The following is a 16,149-nucleotide window of genomic DNA, read 5'->3' on the forward strand; positions in this document are numbered from 1 at the left end:
AGGTAGCCATGAATACTGAAGAACAAACCCTGATCGACGGCCTGTTCAACCGCATCAAGCAGGCCGAGAACCCCAGCCAGCCGCGCGATGCGCAGGCCCAGGCGCGTATCGAGGAGCATCTGCGCCAGCAGCCCGCGGCGCCGTACTACATGGCCCAGGCAATCCTGGTACAGGAAGCGGCGCTCAAGCAGTTGGACGAGCAGAACAAGCAGCTTCAGGCCGAGCTCCAGCAGGCCCGCGCGCAGCAGCCGGCCGCCCCTTCCGGGGGTGGTTTCCTTTCAAGCATCTTCGGCAGCAGCAACCGCGCAGCCGAGCCCCAGCGTTCGGTGGCGCCGCCCAGCGCGGGTGGCTGGCGCGATACGCCCCAGCGCCCCGTTCAAGCGCAGCCGCCACAGCAGCAGGCGTTCAACGCCGCCCCGGCCCGTGGCGGTGCCAGCAGCTTTCTCGGCGGCGCCATGCAGACGGCGGCGGGCGTGGCCGGTGGGGTGTTGCTGGCGCAGGGCATCAGCAGCCTGTTCAGGCACCCATCACAACCTGAAGAAGTGACCGAGGTGATCCGCGAGGAGCCCGCTCCCGCCAGCGACAGCGGTGGCTGGAATGAGCAGGGCGGCCAACAGCAGGTCGCCGACCAGCAAGACTGGAACGCTGACCAGGGCGGTTTGGCCGACACCGACTACGACAGCGGCGGCGACTTCTTCTCGGACGACGACAGCTTCGTCTGACATACTGCGTGGCATCCAGGGGCGCTTTGCGCCCCTTTCTTCGTGCAACGAGGTGCCTGGGGTTGAAGAAGATCGCGCTGTTCGCCGACGTGCAGAACCTCTACTACACCGTGCGCCAGGCCCACGGCTGCCATTTCGACTACACCGCCCTGTGGGCCGATGTCAGCCGCGAAGGCGAGATCGTCGAGGCGGTGGCCTATGCCATCGACCGCGGCGACAGCAAGCAGCAGCAGTTCCAGCGCATCCTGCGCAACCTGGGTTTCGATGTGCGCCTGAAACCCTTCATCCAGCGCAGCGATGGCTCGGCCAAAGGCGATTGGGACGTAGGTATCACCCTCGATGTGATCGATGCCGCCGCGCGGGTCGACCAGGTGGTGCTGGCTTCCGGTGATGGCGATTTCGACCTGCTGATGGAGCGTGTGGTGCAACGCCATGGCACCGAGACGGTGGTGTACGGGGTGCCGGGGCTGACCGCGCTTTCTCTGATCCGTGCGGCCAACCGCTACGTGCCGATCGAGGGCAAGCTGTTGCTGCGTCACTGAGTGCCTGTGTTCACCTGCAAAGTGTTGCGGTGTTTTAAACCGGTTTTGTAACTTAATTTTGCGTCATGCCCTTCTTAAACTGGGTCACCTGTAAACGGATTTCGAGTGACCCTGCATGACTGCCCCCCGTCGTTTCCCGCTGCTGTTGATTGGCGCCTTCCTGGCCTTGTACCTGGTCTGGGGCTCCACCTACCTGGCCATTCGCATCGGTATCGAGTCGTGGCCGCCGCTGTTGATGGCTGGGGTGCGTTTCGTCATCGCGGGTAGCCTGATGTACGCCTTCCTGCGCTGGCGCGGTGTGCCGGCCCCGACCTGGCCGCAGTGGCGCTCGGCAGGGGCGATCGGCTTCTTATTGCTCAGCTGCGGTAACGGCGGCGTGACCCTGGCCGAGCATGCCGGTGTGGCCTCGGGCGTAGCGGCCCTGGCGGTGGCGACCGTGCCGCTGTTCACCTTGCTGTTCGGCCTGCTGTTCGGGCACCGCAACTCGCGCCTGGAGTGGGCTGGCATCTTCCTCGGCCTTGCCGGCATCGGCCTGCTCAATCTCGGTTCCAACCTGCAGGCCAGCCCCATGGGCGCGGCGATTATCCTGTTCGCGGCAGCTGCCTGGGCCTTTGGCTCGGTGTGGAGCAAGAGCCTGCCGCTGCCCCAGGGCGCCATGGCCAGCGCCGCGCAGATGCTGGTAGGCGGCGCCGCGCTGCTGCTGGGCAGTGCGCTCAGCGGCGAGCGCCTGACCCAGATGCCCACCGCAGCGGGCTGGGGCGCACTGGCCTACCTGGTGCTGTTCGGCTCGATCGTCGCGTTCAGTTCGTACCTGTATCTGCTCAAGAACGTCCGCCCTGCAGCTGCTACCAGCTATGCCTACGTCAACCCCGTGGTGGCGGTGCTGCTGGGCATCGCCTTCGCCGACGAGCACATTGGTGCCGAGGAGTGCATGGCCATGGCGGTGATCGTCGGCGCGGTGGTCCTGATCGGCCTGCCGCAGTGGCGCAAGGTACCTGCCGTTCGTGCCTCGTAGGGGCGCGAAGCGCGGCCCTCAGGTACACTGCGCGCCGTCGCTGAACCCCTACACGGTATTGCCATGAATTTCGCCAAGCTCGGCCTGATCGAACCGCTGCTGCGCACCTTGCAGCAGCTGGACTACACCACCCCGACCCCGGTCCAGGCCCAGGCCATTCCCGCCGTACTGGCCGGCCGCGACCTGATGGCCGCCGCCCAGACCGGCACCGGCAAGACCGCGGGCTTTGCCCTGCCGGTGCTGCAACGCCTGGCCCTGGAAGGTGAGAAGGTGGCCAGCAACTCGATCCGCGCGCTGGTGCTGGTGCCGACGCGCGAGCTGGCCGAGCAGGTGCACGCCAATATCCGCCAGTACGCCGAGAACCTGCCGCTGAGCACTTACGCGGTGTACGGCGGTGTCAGCCTCAATCCGCAGATGATGCGTCTGCGCCGCGGCGTCGACCTGCTGGTGGCCACCCCTGGCCGGCTGCTCGACCTGTTCCGCCAGAACGCCGTGAAGTTCGGTCAGGTGCAGACCCTGGTGCTCGACGAAGCCGACCGCATGCTCGACCTGGGCTTTGCCGAAGAGCTGCAGGCGGTGTACGCCGCGCTGCCGCGCAAGCGCCAGACCCTGCTGTTCTCGGCCACCTTCTCCGAGCAGATCCGCCTGCTCGCCGGGCTTGCCCTGAACGACCCGCTGAGCATCGAGGTAAGCCCGCGCAACGCCGCCGCCAGCACCGTCAAGCAATGGCTGGTGCCGGTGGACAAGAAGCGCAAGGCCGACCTGTTCGTGCACCTGATGCGCAAGCAGCGCTGGAAGCAGGTGCTGGTGTTCGCCAAGACCCGCAACGGCGTGGACCAGCTGGTGGAGCGTCTACTGGGCGAGGGCGTGAACGCGGACGGTATTCATGGCGACCGGCCCCAGGCGACCCGCCAGCGTGCGCTCGATACCTTCAAGGCCCGTGAAATCCAGGTGCTGGTGGCGACCGACGTGGCTGCCCGAGGCCTGGATATCGACGACCTGCCGCTGGTGGTCAACCTCGACCTGCCGATCAACGCTGAAGACTACGTGCATCGTATCGGCCGTACCGGGCGGGCGGGCAACAAGGGCGAAGCGATTTCCCTGGTGTGTGCCGACGAGGTGCAGTTGCTGGCCGCGATCGAGACGTTGACACGCCAGACCCTGCCGCGCCATGAAGAACCGGATTTCATTCCCGATCACCGGGTGCCGCAGACCGATGCCAATGGCCAGGTACTGAAGAAACCGAAAAAGCCCAAGAAGCCCAAGGAGAACAGCGCCAAGCGTGGGTTGGGCAAGTGGATGGACAGCAGTGCCGAGCCGGCGGCGCCAGTGAAGGCGGTGCGCAAGGTGCCGAGTTTCAACAAGCGCAAGCCTTGAGGTTGGTGTTGGTTTCTTCGCGGGTGAACCCGCTCCCACAGGTTCTGCACTGCCCTTGAGAGCGGCGCAATACCTGTAGGAGCGGGTTTACCCGCGAAGAAGCCGCTGGGTTTTTTCAGCCTTTCCCTTCAAGCCAAGCCGCCGCCGCCCGCCCGGCTTTCAAACCGCTGGCAAAGCAAGCCGTCAGCAGATAACCCCCCGTCGGCGCCTCCCAGTCCAGCATCTCCCCGGCACAGAACACCCCCGGCAAATGGCGCAGCATCAGCCCCTCATCCAGCGCCTCGAAGCGCACCCCGCCCGCCGTGCTGATCGCCTCGTCCAGCGGCCGCGTGCGCACCAGCTCCATCGGCAATGCCTTGATCGCCTGGGCCAGGCGCAGCGGGTCGGCGAAGGTCTCGGGGCCGGTCAGCTCGCGCAGCAGCGCCGCCTTCACCCCATCGATACCCAACTGGCCCTGCAGATGCTTGGCCATCGACCGTGAACCGCGCGGCTTGGCCAGGGCCTGGGCGATTTTGTCCACAGGCCGGTCCGGCAGCAGGTCGAGCAACAGCGTTGCCCGCCCGTCGCGGTTGATCGCTTCGCGCAGCGGTGCCGACCAGGCATATACCAGGCTGCCTTCCACACCCTGCGCAGTCAGGATGAATTCACCCCTGCGCGGCGCCGTGCCAGGCAGGCTCAAGGCGATGTTCTTCAACGGCGCACCGGCGAACCTACGGGTCAGCACCTCGCTCCAGCCCGCCACCTCGAAGCCACAGTTGCTCGGCTGCAACGGCGAGATATCCACACCCCGCTCGGCCAGCGGCGTCAGCCAGGCGCCGTCCGAACCCAGGCGCGCCCAGCTGGCGCCGCCCAGGGCAAGCACCACGGCATCGGCGCGTACCTGTAGTTCACCCTGTGGATAAGCCACCCGCAGCGAGCCATCGGCGTTCCAGCCCAGCCAGCGGTGACGGGTGTGGATAACCACCCCGGCATCGCGCAGGCGCTTGAGCCAGGCGCGTAGCAGCGGCGCCGCTTTCATGTCGCGGGGGAACACCCGGCCGGAGGTGCCGACAAAGGTCTCGATACCCAGGCCGTGAATCCACTGGCGCAGGGCATCGGCGTCGAAGCCTTGCAGCAGGGCATCCACCTCGCTGCTGCGTGCGGCATAACGCGCTACAAACGCCGGGTAGGGCTCGGAGTGGGTGATGTTCATGCCGCCGACGCCCGCCAGCAGGAACTTGCGCCCCACCGAGGGCATGGCATCGAACACTTCGACCGCCACCCCGGCCTGGGCCAGGGTCTCGGCGGCCATCAGGCCGGCGGGGCCGCCGCCGATCACGGCAACCAAGGGGCGGGTAGGGGAGCGAGGGTCGGTCATGGCGGCGGCAGGCTGTGGAAAAGAGCGCGCATTCTACCCCAGCCATGGGCGTGCAGGCACTGTACAAAAAATGAACAGACCCTTGCGGATCAGGCAGTTAAAGGGCTGTAGCCGCTTTCCCGCAGGTTATCCACAGGCGGTTCCACAGTCATTGTGCACAACCTAGTACCCGTGCAGCGCTGTGGTGGAGGATGCCGTGACGGCGCGCCAAGGCTTTGCGGTCCTTGCTGTAGCCGCCGCCGATCACCCCCATCACAGGAATGTCGCGGCCCAGGCAGTGGCGCAATACGGCTTCGTCCCGCGCGGCCAGGCCCTGGTCGGTCAGTTGCAGGTAGCCCAGGGCATCGTCCTTGTGCACGTCGACCCCGGCGTCGTACAGCACCAGGTCTGGCTGGTACAGCGGCAGCAAGTAGTTGAGCGCGTCATGTACCACTTCCAGGTAGTCGGCATCGCCCATGCCGCGCGGCAGGGGGATGTCCCAATCGCTGTGGGCCTTGCGCGCCGGGAAGTTCTGCTCGCAGTGCAGCGACACGGTGATCGCCTCGGGGGTGTCCTGCAGAATTCGCGCGGTGCCGTCGCCCTGGTGCACGTCGCAGTCGAAGATCAGCACCCGCTGTACGCGCCCGGCTTCGAGCAGGTAGCGGCTGATCACCGCCAGGTCGTTGAAGATGCAAAAGCCCGCCGGGTGGTCGTAGTGGGCGTGATGGGTGCCGCCGGCCAGGTGGCAGGCGATGCCGTGCTGCAGGGCCATCTCGGCGCTCAGCAGCGAGCCGCCGACGGCGCGTACGGTGCGCCGCGCCAGCGCTTCGCTCCAGGGCAGGCCCAGGCGGCGCTGGTCTTCGCGCGACAGCTCGCCGTTCATGTAGCGCTCGATGTAGGCGCGGTCGTGGGCCAGGGCAAGGATGTCGTTGGAGCAGATCTGCGGGCGCAGCAGGGCTTGGTCGGTAGTCAGCCCACTGTCGACCAGGTGATCGTGCAGCAGGCGGAACTTGTCCATGGGAAAGCGGTGGTCCGCAGGGAACTCAGGGCTGTAGTCTTCGTGGTAGATCAGAGGCAGGTGCATGGTCGAGTCGCGTGGCGGGCCAGCGCTGATGATGGCCGTCATCGCGTTCGCGGGGCAAGCCATGCAGCAGCTAACCTGTAGACGTGCGACACCTTCATTGCGGAGCCCTTGATGACCCCGACCCTCGAACTGGAAAGCGCCCGGCTGGTGCTGCGCCAATGGCAGGACGACGACCTGCGTGAGTTCGCCGCATTGTGCGCAGACCCCCAGGTGATGCGCTATTTCCCGGCCCCTTTGACGCGCGTGGAGGCGGCGGCGCTGATTGGCCGCGTGCGTGGCCATTTCAACGAATACGGCTATGGCCTGTGGGCCCTGGAGCGCAAGGACAGCGGTGCATTCATCGGCATGACCGGCCTGCTCAACGTCAATTTCGATGCGCCCTTCGCCCCGGCCGTGGAGATCGGCTGGCGCCTGGCCCGGCGCCACTGGGGGCTGGGCTTTGCCAGCGAAGCGGCCTGGACTTGCCTGCGCTGCGCCTTCGCCCAGTTGCACCTGGACCAAGTGGTGTCGTTCACCAGCGAACAGAACCTGCCGTCGCAAAAGGTCATGCAGGCCATTGGCATGGTCCACGACCCGCACGGCGCCTTCGAGCACCCGCGCCTGCCGCCTGGGCATGCCCTGCGTCCCCATGTGCTGTACCGCATCGACCGCGCGCGCTGGCAGAACAACCTGCGGGGTTGACCGCCCCGCCATGCGCGGAAACGCCGACAAATTCTGTATCATCTGGCCCCTGATGCCCGTAGGAGAAACCCGATGAGCCATGTGTTGGACGACCTGGTCGACCTGTTGAGCCTCGAATCGATCGAGGAAAACCTGTTCCGTGGCCGTAGCCAGGACCTGGGCTTTCGCCAGTTGTACGGCGGCCAGGTACTCGGTCAGTCGCTGTCGGCGGCCAGCCAGACGGTCGAGGATGCGCGCCATGTGCACTCGCTGCACGGTTATTTCCTGCGTCCAGGGGATGCCAGCATGCCGGTGGTCTATTCGGTCGACCGCGTGCGCGATGGCGGCAGCTTCAGCACCCGCCGGGTGACGGCGATCCAGAAGGGCCAGCCGATCTTCACCTGCAGCGCTTCGTTCCAGTACGACGAGGAAGGCTTCGAGCACCAGGCGCAGATGCCCGATGTGGTTGGCCCGGAGAACCTGCCTAGCGAGGTCGAACTGGCCCGCGCCATGGCCGACAAGCTGCCCGAGCGCATCCGTGACAAGGTGCTGTGCGCCAAGCCGATCGAGATCCGCCCGGTGTCCGAGCGCGACCCGTTCGACCCCAAGCCGGGCGACCCGGTGAAATACGCGTGGTTCCGCGCCGACGGCAACCTGCCGGACATCCCCGCGCTGCACAAATACATGCTCGCCTACGCCTCCGACTTCGGCCTGTTGACCACTGCGCTGCTACCCCATGGCAAGTCGGTGTGGCAGCGCGACATGCAGATCGCCAGCCTCGACCACGCGCTGTGGTTCCACCGCAACCTGCGCGCCGACGACTGGCTGCTGTACGCCACCGACAGCCCATGGGCCGGCAATGCCCGCGGCTTCACCCGCGGCAGCATCTTCAACCGCGCCGGGCAGCTGGTGGCGTCGTCGACCCAGGAAGGCCTGATCCGCCATCGCAAGGATTGGGCATGAGCCTGGGCGCTATCCGCCATTGGGTGTTCGACATGGACGGCACCCTCACGGTGGCGGTGCATGACTTCGTAGCCATTCGCCAGGCGCTGGGCATTCCCGCCGAGGACGACATCCTCACCCACCTGGCCGCCCTGCCCAGGCCGGAGGCCGAGGCCAAGCATGCCTGGCTGCTCGAGCACGAGCGCGACCTGGCCATTGCCTCCACGGCAGCCCCGGGCGCGGTGGCGTTGGTGCGCGAGCTGGCCGCCCGTGGTTGCCGTTTGGCGATCCTCACCCGCAATGCGCGGGAGCTGGCCCATGTGACGCTGGAGGCGATTGGCCTGGCGGAGTGTTTCCCGGTGGAGCATATCCTTGGCCGCGACGAAGCCGCGCCCAAGCCCAGCCCCGATGGCCTGCTGCAGATCGCCCGCGCCTGGGGCGTGGCGCCCAGCGAACTGGTGATGGTGGGGGATTATCGCTTCGACCTGGACTGCGGCCGTGCGGCAGGGGCGCGTACGGTGCTGGTGAACCTGCCGGACAACCCCTGGCCGGAGTTGGTTGATTGGCATGCGGCGGATTGCACCGCGCTGCGCAACATGCTCCGCTGACGCAATCTAGTCTGCTAGCTCGTGGGAGCGGCCTCGTGTCGCGAAAGGGATGCAAAGCAGCCCCAGCCCCTACAGCATCATCTCTGGCATCGTGGGGCCGCTACGCAGCCCTTTCGCGACACGAGGCCGCTCCCACTGACCATTCACTCCGGCAACAAGCGATCCCGACTGTTGGACAGGTGCAGGCAGATCGCGGCCCGCGCCGCGTCCGGGTCTTGCCGACGGATGGCATTGAGGATTGCTTCGTGCTCCAGATTCGCCAGGTAGGCATGCCCCGCCAGGTTGGCCCCGGCTCGTTGCGCCAGGGCCATGCGGTTGCGCGGGATCAGCGCCGTGCCGAGCTGCGCCATCATTTCGCTGAAGTACAGGTTGCCGGTGGCTTCGGCGATCAGCAGGTGGAAGCGCCGGTCGGCCTCGATGCAGCTGTCGCCTGCGGCGGCCAGGTCCTGGTAGTCGTCCAGGGCCTGGCGCATCTGCACCAGGTGGCGTTCTTCGCGGCGCAAGGCGGCGAGGGCGGCGGCCTGGCCTTCCAGGCCGATGCGCAGCTCCAGCAGGTCGCGCACGCTGGCGGCGTTCTCGGCGCCTACGCGCAACCCGGAACGTGCCTGGCGCTCGATGACGAAGGTGCCGATGCCATGGCGGGCTTCCACCAGGCCTGCCGCCTGAAGCTTGGACAGTGCTTCGCGGACCACGGTGCGGCTAACGCCGTGGTCGCGCACGATCGTATTTTCCGAGGGGAGTTTGTCGCCGGGGGCGTAGGTGCCCAACAGGATCTGCTGGGTCAGGCGCGAGACCAGGTCATGGGCGCGGGTGTGGCTGCGGGTCATGGTGTTGGCCCTGGAGGTTGAAGGTCAGTGCGGGCAGCATACTTGTATGACAAGTCTGATGGGAAGATTATTTTTACTCCGATATTGCCCACCATATTGCCTTGTTAAATTAAACGTTCGCCGTAATTTCCACGATTTTTTCCCTGATAACGGCTTGTATTCTGGCTTTTAGCTGCTCGATAGCATCTTGTCGTACAACCTTTCGAAGAATATGCTCTCTCCCATCTGGATGTCAGACAACTGCCCGTCCGCTACCAGTACCCTCAATAAAAACAATCAGTGGGAGACTCCCATGAGCGACACCCTCGATCCGTCTGCACGGCACGGCGACGTGCTCGCCAGTGCCGTGGCCAAGGTCAAGCGCCACGTACTGCCGCTGTTCGTCATCATGTTCATCGTCAACTACCTGGACCGCGTCAATATCGGCTTCGTCCGCCCGCACCTGGAAAGCGACCTGGGCATCAGCGCCGCCGCCTATGGCTTCGGTGCCGGTTTGTTCTTCATCGGCTACGCCCTCTTCGAAGTACCCTCGAACATGCTGCTGCAAAGGGTCGGCGCCAAGCTCTGGCTGACCCGCATCATGTTCACCTGGGGCCTGGTGGCTACTGCCATGGCGTTCGTGCAGAACGAAACCCAGTTCTACGTGCTGCGCTTTTTGCTCGGTGTCGCCGAAGCTGGCTTCTTCCCCGGCGTGATCTACTACTTCACCCGCTGGTTGCCAGCCGCCGAGCGCGGCAAGGCGATCGCCATATTTCTCAGCGGTTCGGCCATCGCCTCGCTGATCTCCGGGCCGTTGGCTGGCGCGCTGATGCAGATCCAGGGCCTGGGCATGCATGGCTGGCAGTGGATGCTGTTCATCGAAGGCATGGCCTCCGTGGCGTTGTGCTTCTTCGTGTTCTTCTGGCTCGATTCCAAGCCCCACGACGCCAAGTGGCTCAGCCGTGCCGAGCAGGATGCACTGGTCGACACCATCGACCGCGAACAGCGTGAGCGTGAAGCGGCGGGGCCGGTGAAGACGTCTTCCTGGAGCCTGCTCAAGGACCGCCAGATCCTGCTGTTCTGCCTGATCTACTTCTGCATCCAGCTGACCATCTACGCCGCCACGTTCTGGCTGCCGAGCATCATCAAGCGCATGGGCGACCTCAGCGACCTGCAGGTGGGCTTCTTCAACTCCATTCCCTGGCTGATCTCGATCCTGGCCATGTACGCCTTCGCCGCGGGCGCCACGCGCTGGAAGTTCCAGCAGGCATGGGTCGCTGCAGCGCTGCTGGTCGCGGCCACCGGGATGTTCATGTCCACCACCGGTGGGCCGGTGTTCGCCTTTATCGCCGTGTGCTTCGCGGCCATCGGCTTCAAGTCGGCGTCTTCGCTGTTCTGGCCGATTCCGCAGGGCTACCTGGATGCGCGTATCGCCGCGGCTGTGATCGCGCTGATCAACTCGGTGGGCAACCTGGGCGGCTTCGTCGCACCCACCACCTTTGGCCTGCTCGAGCAGCACACCGGTTCCATCCAGGGCGGCCTGTACGGCCTGGCGGTGACTTCGGTGCTGGCCGCCATCGCCATCTTCTTCGTGCGTACCCGCCCAAAGGGCGCCAGCAGCCATGACCTCAAGGCGCCCTCGACCTTGAGCCAGCCCCACTGAATGAAGGAACACCCGAGCATGAACCAGCACACCCAGATTCATACCGGCACCCCACTGGTCACCGACCTGCGCGTCGTCCCGGTGGCCGGCCACGACAGCATGCTGCTCAACCTCAGCGGCGCCCACGGCCCGTTCTTCACCCGCAATATCGTGATACTGCGCGACAGCGCCGGCAACACCGGCCTTGGCGAGGTGCCCGGCGGCGAGAAGATCCGCCAGACCCTGGAAGACGCCCGCGAGCTGGTGGTCGGCCAGCCCATCGGCCACTACCAGCGCGTGCTCAACGGCATGCGCCAGGCCTTCGCCAACCGCGACGCCGCGGGCCGTGGCTTGCAGACCTTCGACCTGCGCATCGCCGTGCATGCGGTCACCGCCATGGAGTCGGCGCTGCTCGACCTGCTCGGCCAGCACCTGGGCGTGCCCATGGCCGCGCTGCTGGGCGAAGGCCAGCAGCGCGAGGCGGTGAAAATGCTCGGCTACTTGTTCTATATCGGCGACCGCCGCAAGACCGACCTGGCCTACCGCAGCGAGGCCGACGCAGACGATGCCTGGCAGCGTCTGCGCCACGAACACGCCCTGACCCCTGAGGCTGTGGTGCGCCTGGCCGAGGCCGCCAAGGCCCGCTATGGCTTCAACGACTTCAAGCTCAAGGGCGGCGTGCTGCGCGGCGAGGAAGAGATCGAGGCGGTCACCGCCCTGGCCGAGCGTTTCCCCGAGGCGCGCATCACCCTCGACCCCAATGGCGCCTGGTCGCTCAAGGAAGCCATCGCCCTGTGCCGCGACCAGCACCAGGTGCTGGCCTACGCCGAGGACCCGTGCGGCGCCGAGAACGGCTATTCCGGGCGAGAGGTGATGGCCGAGTTCCGCCGCGCCACCGGGCTGCGCACCGCCACCAACATGATCGCCACCGACTGGCGGCAGATGGGGCACGCCATCCAGTCCCAGGCGGTGGACATTCCCCTGGCCGACCCGCATTTCTGGACCCTGCAAGGTTCGGTGCGGGTGGCGCAGATGTGCAATGACTGGGGCCTGACCTGGGGTTCGCATTCGAACAACCATTTCGACATTTCCCTGGCCATGTTCACCCAGGTCGGCGCAGCGGCACCGGGCGACATCACTGCGCTGGACACCCATTGGATCTGGCAGGACGGCCAGCGCCTGACCCGCGAGCCGCTGCGCATCGTCGACGGCCATGTACGGGTGCCGGAGCGTCCGGGGCTGGGGGTGGAGCTGGATGAAGAGCAGTTGATGAAGGCCCATGAGTGCTATCGCAACATGGGGCTGGGGGCGCGGGATGACAGCGTGGCGATGCAGTACCTGATTTCGGGCTGGCGCTTCGATAACAAGCGGCCTTGCCTGGTGCGGTGAAGGGCACCGGCTTTGCCGGTGTTCGCGAGCAAGCTCGCTCCTACAGGGGTTGCGCTGCCATTGTAGGAGCGGGCTTGCCCGCGAATAGGCCGTCACAGTCGATAAATTTCCTTACGCCCACATTACCCGCGCGTAAACACCACCACCGCTGCACGCACCTTCTTCCCACCAAACAGACTCATGCGCTGGAACTGCCCATGGCTGACCGGCAGGTGTTGGCAGTCCAGCGCCTGCCGGTGCCGGGCGTGGTCGGTATCCGGGTCGTGCAAATACACGAAATCGTCATCGCACCCGGTCACCAGCACCCAATGCGGCGCCTTGGTACGGGTCAGCTGGTAATTGCTGATCAGCACCAGCACCAGGCCGCCCTCAGCCAACACGCGTGGCAGGTCCAGAGGCCCGCGTGCGCGTTGCACGTCGGTCTCCTGCAATTCGCCGCAGAAGTCCTCGTGCACCAGTTGCATCACCTCCTTCTTGTTCGCCTGGCGCACGCCGTCGAGGAACAGCGGGCCGTCGGTGCTCAATTGCAGGCGCACGCCAAAGCCTCGGCGCCAGGCGGCCAAGGCCAGGCCCTGGGGGCTGCAGCCGCCGTGGCCGGAGGTCATGAATACCGTGGTTGCCTCGCGCCACAGCCGCACTTCCTCCCGACGGCTCGGCTCCCAGCCAGGGCGTAGCGCGGCCATGGCCATCAGCAGGCAGGCCGGGCCGCAGGTGAAATCGGTGGTCTGGGCGTAGTAGGGCACCGCGCGGGCCTTGCTGGCCGGGCGCTGGACGATGCGTTTCTCGTAGCGCAGGGCACTGGCGTGGTCCTCGTAGTAATCCTCGACCTGGGCAAAGCGCCGGTAGCCATGACGTTCATAAAGCGCAATGGCCTTCGGGTTGTCGGCGCGTACCTCCAGGCGCAGGTAGGCGCGTTCGTGTTCCAGGGCGCATTGTTCCGCCCGTTCGAGCAGGCGCGCGCCCAGCCCTTCGCCGCGTGCCTGGGGCGCGATGGCGATGGAGTACAGGCGCGCCAGCGAGGTGCCCCGGTGGAACAGCAGCAGGGCGTAGCCCATCAACTGGCCATCGCGCTGCGCCACCAGCAGGCTGGCATGGGCATGGGCGAGCATCCAACGGAAGCTGCGCGGGGTGAGCCGGTCCGAGGCGAAGCACCGGTTCTCGAGCGCCAGCAAGGCAGGCAAGTCATCGGTGGTTGCAAGGCGAAATTCGATTTCCATAGGGCCGCCGTAAAAGTTGCGTAATGAAACGGGACATTCGAAAAACATCGTGCTTAATAGAAGGGTGTGTCTCCAACACAGGACTTCAGCAATGTCTTCGTTTCAAGAGCCCTTATCAGGCTTTACCGAGGAAAGTTCGTCTTCTGCAAACAGTGGTTATATATATCCACTGGCCACTGATGCCAAGTCAAGCCAATTGATGATAATCGTCGAGCGCCGTGAAGACTGGGCTTCCTACCTCCCTAGCGAGGATGTGGTGACCGCGCAGGAGTACTTGGAACAGCCCCGTGAAAGTGTTTCCGGGCAGCGGGTCCAGGTAATAAACCTTTGCCGAAACTATCGATACTTGGGCCACGGTTATTATTGTTCGCTGCTGGCGGAGGCGCGCGGGCATCATGTAATTCCGTCGGTAAAAAGTATCAGTGAGTTGACCCGAAAATCACTGTATGGGCTGGCGCTTGATGACATGGCCGGCCGTTTGGAAAGTGCCTTGGCCCATCATCCATACGGTGAGACCGAAGGTTTCACCTTGACCTTGTATTTCGGTCGCACCGACCTCGAGCCCCTGCAAGACATCGCCCGCCAACTGTTTGAAGCGTTCCCCTGTCCGATCCTGCTGGTGGAGTTTCGCAAGACCAGCACCTGGCATATCGCCGGGCTCAAGGCCGGTGCCTTGCACAAACTGCGTGAAAGCCAGCAGGACCAGTTCGCCAACGCCCTCGATGGCTTCAGTAGAAGGCTCTGGCGCCAGCCCCGCTCGCGTCGGGTGGCGCGCTACGACCTGGCGATCCTGCACGACCCCGACGAGGCCCTGGCGCCTTCCAACCCTCAGGCCCTGGCGCGCTTCATCCAGGTCGGGCATAAGCTGGGCATCGACGTGGAGCTGGTCGGCAAGAAAGACTACGCCCGCCTGGCCGAGTACGACGCGCTGCTGATCCGCGAGACCACCAGTGTCGACAACCACACCTACCGCTTCGCCAAGAAGGCCGAAAGCGAAGGGCTGGTGGTCATGGACGACCCGGCTTCGATCCTGCGGTGCACCAACAAGGTCTACCTCACCGACCTGCTGCGCAGCAACCGCCTGGCGATGCCTGCCAGCGAAATCCTCTACCGCGACAACCCGCAGGAACTGGAGCGGGTAGGGGAGCGCCTGGGCTTTCCGCTGGTGCTGAAGATTCCCGACGGCTGTTTCTCCCGCGGCGTCATCAAGGTGCAGGACCAGGCGCAACTGCTGGTCGCCACCGCCGAGCTATTCGAACACTCGGTATTGCTGCTGGCCCAGGAGTACCTCTACACCGAATACGACTGGCGCATCGGCGTACTCAACCGCAAGCCGATCTTCGCCTGCCAGTACTTCATGTCCAAGGGCCACTGGCAGATCTTCAACCACCAGGCCCAGCGCGGCGAGGTCAATGGCGAGTGCCGCACCCTGGCCGTTCACGAGGCGCCCCGGGCGGTGGTGGAGCTGGCGGTGCAGGCCGCCAATCTGATCGGCGACGGGCTCTACGGCGTCGACCTGAAGCAGGTAGGCGAGCGCGTGGTAGTGATCGAGGTCAACGACAACCCCAACCTCGATGCCGGCATCGAGGACGCCTACCTGCACGACGATCTCTACACCCTGGTGCTCGAAGAATTCATCCGCCGCCTGGAGCAGAAGCGCCGCGGCCAGGCCTGGTAATGAGGACGCCCCATGATCAAGCGCTATGGCCTGGCCCACGGCCAGTTGCGGGAATGCACCGGGCTGGACGCCGAGGTGCTGCTGTTCGTCGACCCCGACAGCGCCGAACGAGAAATGTTGCAAGCCTGGTTTCACCTCGACGCCCATGCCCTGGCCTCTGCGCTGGACCCGGACGAAGTCTCGCGGCTGGAGTCGCACCGTGACGGGCTGTACCTGATCTGGAAGCGCCCGGAAAGCTACACCGGAGGCGACAGCTTCGCCTTCCAGGTGTCGTCGTTCGGCATGCTGCTGGGAGAGCGGCGCCTGGTGTTGATCGCCCCTGATGCATCGGTGCTGGGCAGCCTCGGCAATCGGCATGCGCTGGAGCAGCCGCGGGATGTGCTGCTGGCCATCCTGCTGGACAACCTGCACCACTACCTGGGCCACCTGAAGGTCATCAAGCTGGTTGCCCGCGAGTTGCAGCAGCGCTTCGAGCAGTCGCTGGAGAACCACCACCTGATGCAGATGTTCAACCTCAGCGAGAGCCTGATTCACTACATCAATGCCATCCACAGCAACGGTGCGGTGCTTGCGCGCCTGCGCCTGCACGGCGAGAAACGCCACTTCGGCGAGCAGGCGCTGGCGTTGATCGACGACCTGATCGTCGAGAACACCCAGTGCCACAAGCAGGCCGAGATCTATTCCACGGTGTTCGCCGGGCTCATGGATGCACGCGGCAACCTGGCCAACAACGCGATGAACGAGACGCTGCGCAAGCTGACGCTGATCAACGTGGTGTTCCTGCCGCTGAACCTGATCGCCAGCATCGGCGGCATGTCGGAATTCAGCATGATGACCGCCGCGCTGCCGTGGTGGCTGGCCTATGCGCTGTTGATATTGGCGATGATGGCGCTTGGGGTACTGATGGTGCTGGTGCTCAAGCGCGTGGCGCGGGGGCGGGCGCGCACCGAGCGACCGTTGCAACGTCCCGCGCCGTCGTTTCCTGGTATCGCCCATTGGAGAACACCATGAGCAATGTGCAGATCGGCCTGATGATCGTGTCGATGATCGTCATCCTGGCGGCGGTGAGTTTCTACTGGGACCATAAGGGCCGGTAGCTCCCCGGTGCCCGTAGTGGCTTGTTCGCGGGCA

The 16,149-nt window shown here is 65.2% G+C and carries 15 protein-coding genes; 11 read left to right on the plus strand and 4 right to left on the minus strand.

The features are described from left to right. Positions 1 to 8 precede the first annotated feature (8 nt). From RAC97_RS08055 to RAC97_RS08070, 4 genes are all read left to right on the plus strand, one after another. A complete protein-coding gene (locus RAC97_RS08055; protein ID WP_375098597.1) occupies positions 9 to 722 on the plus strand; it encodes a DUF2076 domain-containing protein in 714 nt (237 codons plus the stop codon). Between the two features lie 62 nt (positions 723 to 784). Then, positions 785 to 1,264, plus strand: a complete 480-nt coding sequence (locus RAC97_RS08060; protein ID WP_375098598.1) for an NYN domain-containing protein — start codon at positions 785 to 787, stop codon at positions 1,262 to 1,264. 115 nt (positions 1,265 to 1,379) lie between these two features. Next, the gene (yedA, locus tag RAC97_RS08065; protein ID WP_375098599.1) at positions 1,380 to 2,279 is read left to right on the plus strand and encodes a drug/metabolite exporter YedA; all 900 of its coding nucleotides are present in this window, start codon (positions 1,380 to 1,382) and stop codon (positions 2,277 to 2,279) included. 63 nt (positions 2,280 to 2,342) lie between these two features. Beyond that, positions 2,343 to 3,656: a DEAD/DEAH box helicase gene (locus RAC97_RS08070; protein WP_375098600.1), complete on the plus strand. Its 1,314-nt coding sequence runs from the start codon at positions 2,343 to 2,345 to the stop codon at positions 3,654 to 3,656. A gap of 115 nt (positions 3,657 to 3,771) precedes the next feature. Here the strand turns inward: RAC97_RS08070 and RAC97_RS08075 are convergent, their stop codons facing one another. Together RAC97_RS08075 and RAC97_RS08080 are read right to left on the minus strand one after the other, a co-directional pair. After that, entirely contained in the window at positions 3,772 to 5,013 is a 1,242-nt protein-coding gene (locus RAC97_RS08075) for a TIGR03862 family flavoprotein (protein ID WP_375098601.1), read from the minus strand. Positions 5,014 to 5,161: 148 nt separating this feature from the next. Beyond that, complete coding sequence (locus tag RAC97_RS08080; RefSeq protein ID WP_375098735.1) at positions 5,162 to 6,076, minus strand: histone deacetylase; 915 nt, start codon at positions 6,074 to 6,076, stop codon at positions 5,162 to 5,164. Positions 6,077 to 6,187: 111 nt separating this feature from the next. On the opposite strand from RAC97_RS08080, the gene RAC97_RS08085 reads away from it, so the two are divergent. The 3 genes from RAC97_RS08085 (at position 6,188) to RAC97_RS08095 (ending at position 8,286) form a co-directional block, all read left to right on the plus strand. Next, positions 6,188 to 6,757: a GNAT family N-acetyltransferase gene (locus tag RAC97_RS08085; protein ID WP_375098602.1), complete on the plus strand. Its 570-nt coding sequence runs from the start codon at positions 6,188 to 6,190 to the stop codon at positions 6,755 to 6,757. A gap of 72 nt (positions 6,758 to 6,829) precedes the next feature. After that, positions 6,830 to 7,699 carry an acyl-CoA thioesterase II gene (gene tesB / locus RAC97_RS08090; protein ID WP_375098603.1) on the plus strand — a complete coding sequence of 290 codons (870 nt, stop codon included), beginning with the start codon at positions 6,830 to 6,832 and terminating at the stop codon, positions 7,697 to 7,699. Then, positions 7,696 to 8,286 (plus strand): HAD family hydrolase, encoded by a 591-nt coding sequence (locus RAC97_RS08095; RefSeq protein WP_375098604.1) that lies wholly within the window; start codon positions 7,696 to 7,698, stop codon positions 8,284 to 8,286. The genes tesB and RAC97_RS08095 overlap by 4 nt, the downstream gene beginning before the upstream one ends. 143 nt (positions 8,287 to 8,429) lie before the next feature. On the opposite strand, the gene RAC97_RS08100 is transcribed toward RAC97_RS08095, so the two are convergent. Then, positions 8,430 to 9,113, minus strand: coding sequence for a FadR/GntR family transcriptional regulator (locus RAC97_RS08100; protein WP_375098605.1), 684 nt, complete (start codon positions 9,111 to 9,113; stop codon positions 8,430 to 8,432). 292 nt (positions 9,114 to 9,405) lie between these two features. On the opposite strand from RAC97_RS08100, the gene RAC97_RS08105 reads away from it, so the two are divergent. Both RAC97_RS08105 and gudD read left to right on the plus strand, forming a co-directional pair. Continuing rightward, entirely contained in the window at positions 9,406 to 10,755 is a 1,350-nt protein-coding gene (locus RAC97_RS08105; protein WP_375098606.1) for an MFS transporter, read from the plus strand. 18 nt (positions 10,756 to 10,773) lie between these two features. Further along, positions 10,774 to 12,123 carry a glucarate dehydratase gene (gudD, locus tag RAC97_RS08110; protein ID WP_375098607.1) on the plus strand — a complete coding sequence of 450 codons (1,350 nt, stop codon included), beginning with the start codon at positions 10,774 to 10,776 and terminating at the stop codon, positions 12,121 to 12,123. 122 nt (positions 12,124 to 12,245) lie between these two features. Here the strand turns inward: gudD and rimI are convergent, their stop codons facing one another. Then, positions 12,246 to 13,340, minus strand: coding sequence for a ribosomal protein S18-alanine N-acetyltransferase (gene rimI / locus RAC97_RS08115; protein ID WP_375098608.1), 1,095 nt, complete (start codon positions 13,338 to 13,340; stop codon positions 12,246 to 12,248). A 199-nt stretch (positions 13,341 to 13,539) separates the two neighbouring features. Here rimI and RAC97_RS08120 point away from each other — a divergent pair, with 199 nt between their 5' ends. Then, entirely contained in the window at positions 13,540 to 15,018 is a 1,479-nt protein-coding gene (locus tag RAC97_RS08120) for a RimK family protein (protein ID WP_375098609.1), read from the plus strand. Positions 15,019 to 15,030: 12 nt separating this feature from the next. After that, positions 15,031 to 16,029 carry a magnesium transporter CorA family protein gene (locus RAC97_RS08125; RefSeq protein ID WP_375098610.1) on the plus strand — a complete coding sequence of 333 codons (999 nt, stop codon included), beginning with the start codon at positions 15,031 to 15,033 and terminating at the stop codon, positions 16,027 to 16,029. The last annotated feature ends 120 nt before the right edge of the window (positions 16,030 to 16,149 follow it).

The sequence above is a fragment of the Pseudomonas sp. LS_2 genome (assembly GCF_042709235.1).
GTDB lineage: Bacteria > Pseudomonadota > Gammaproteobacteria > Pseudomonadales > Pseudomonadaceae > Aquipseudomonas.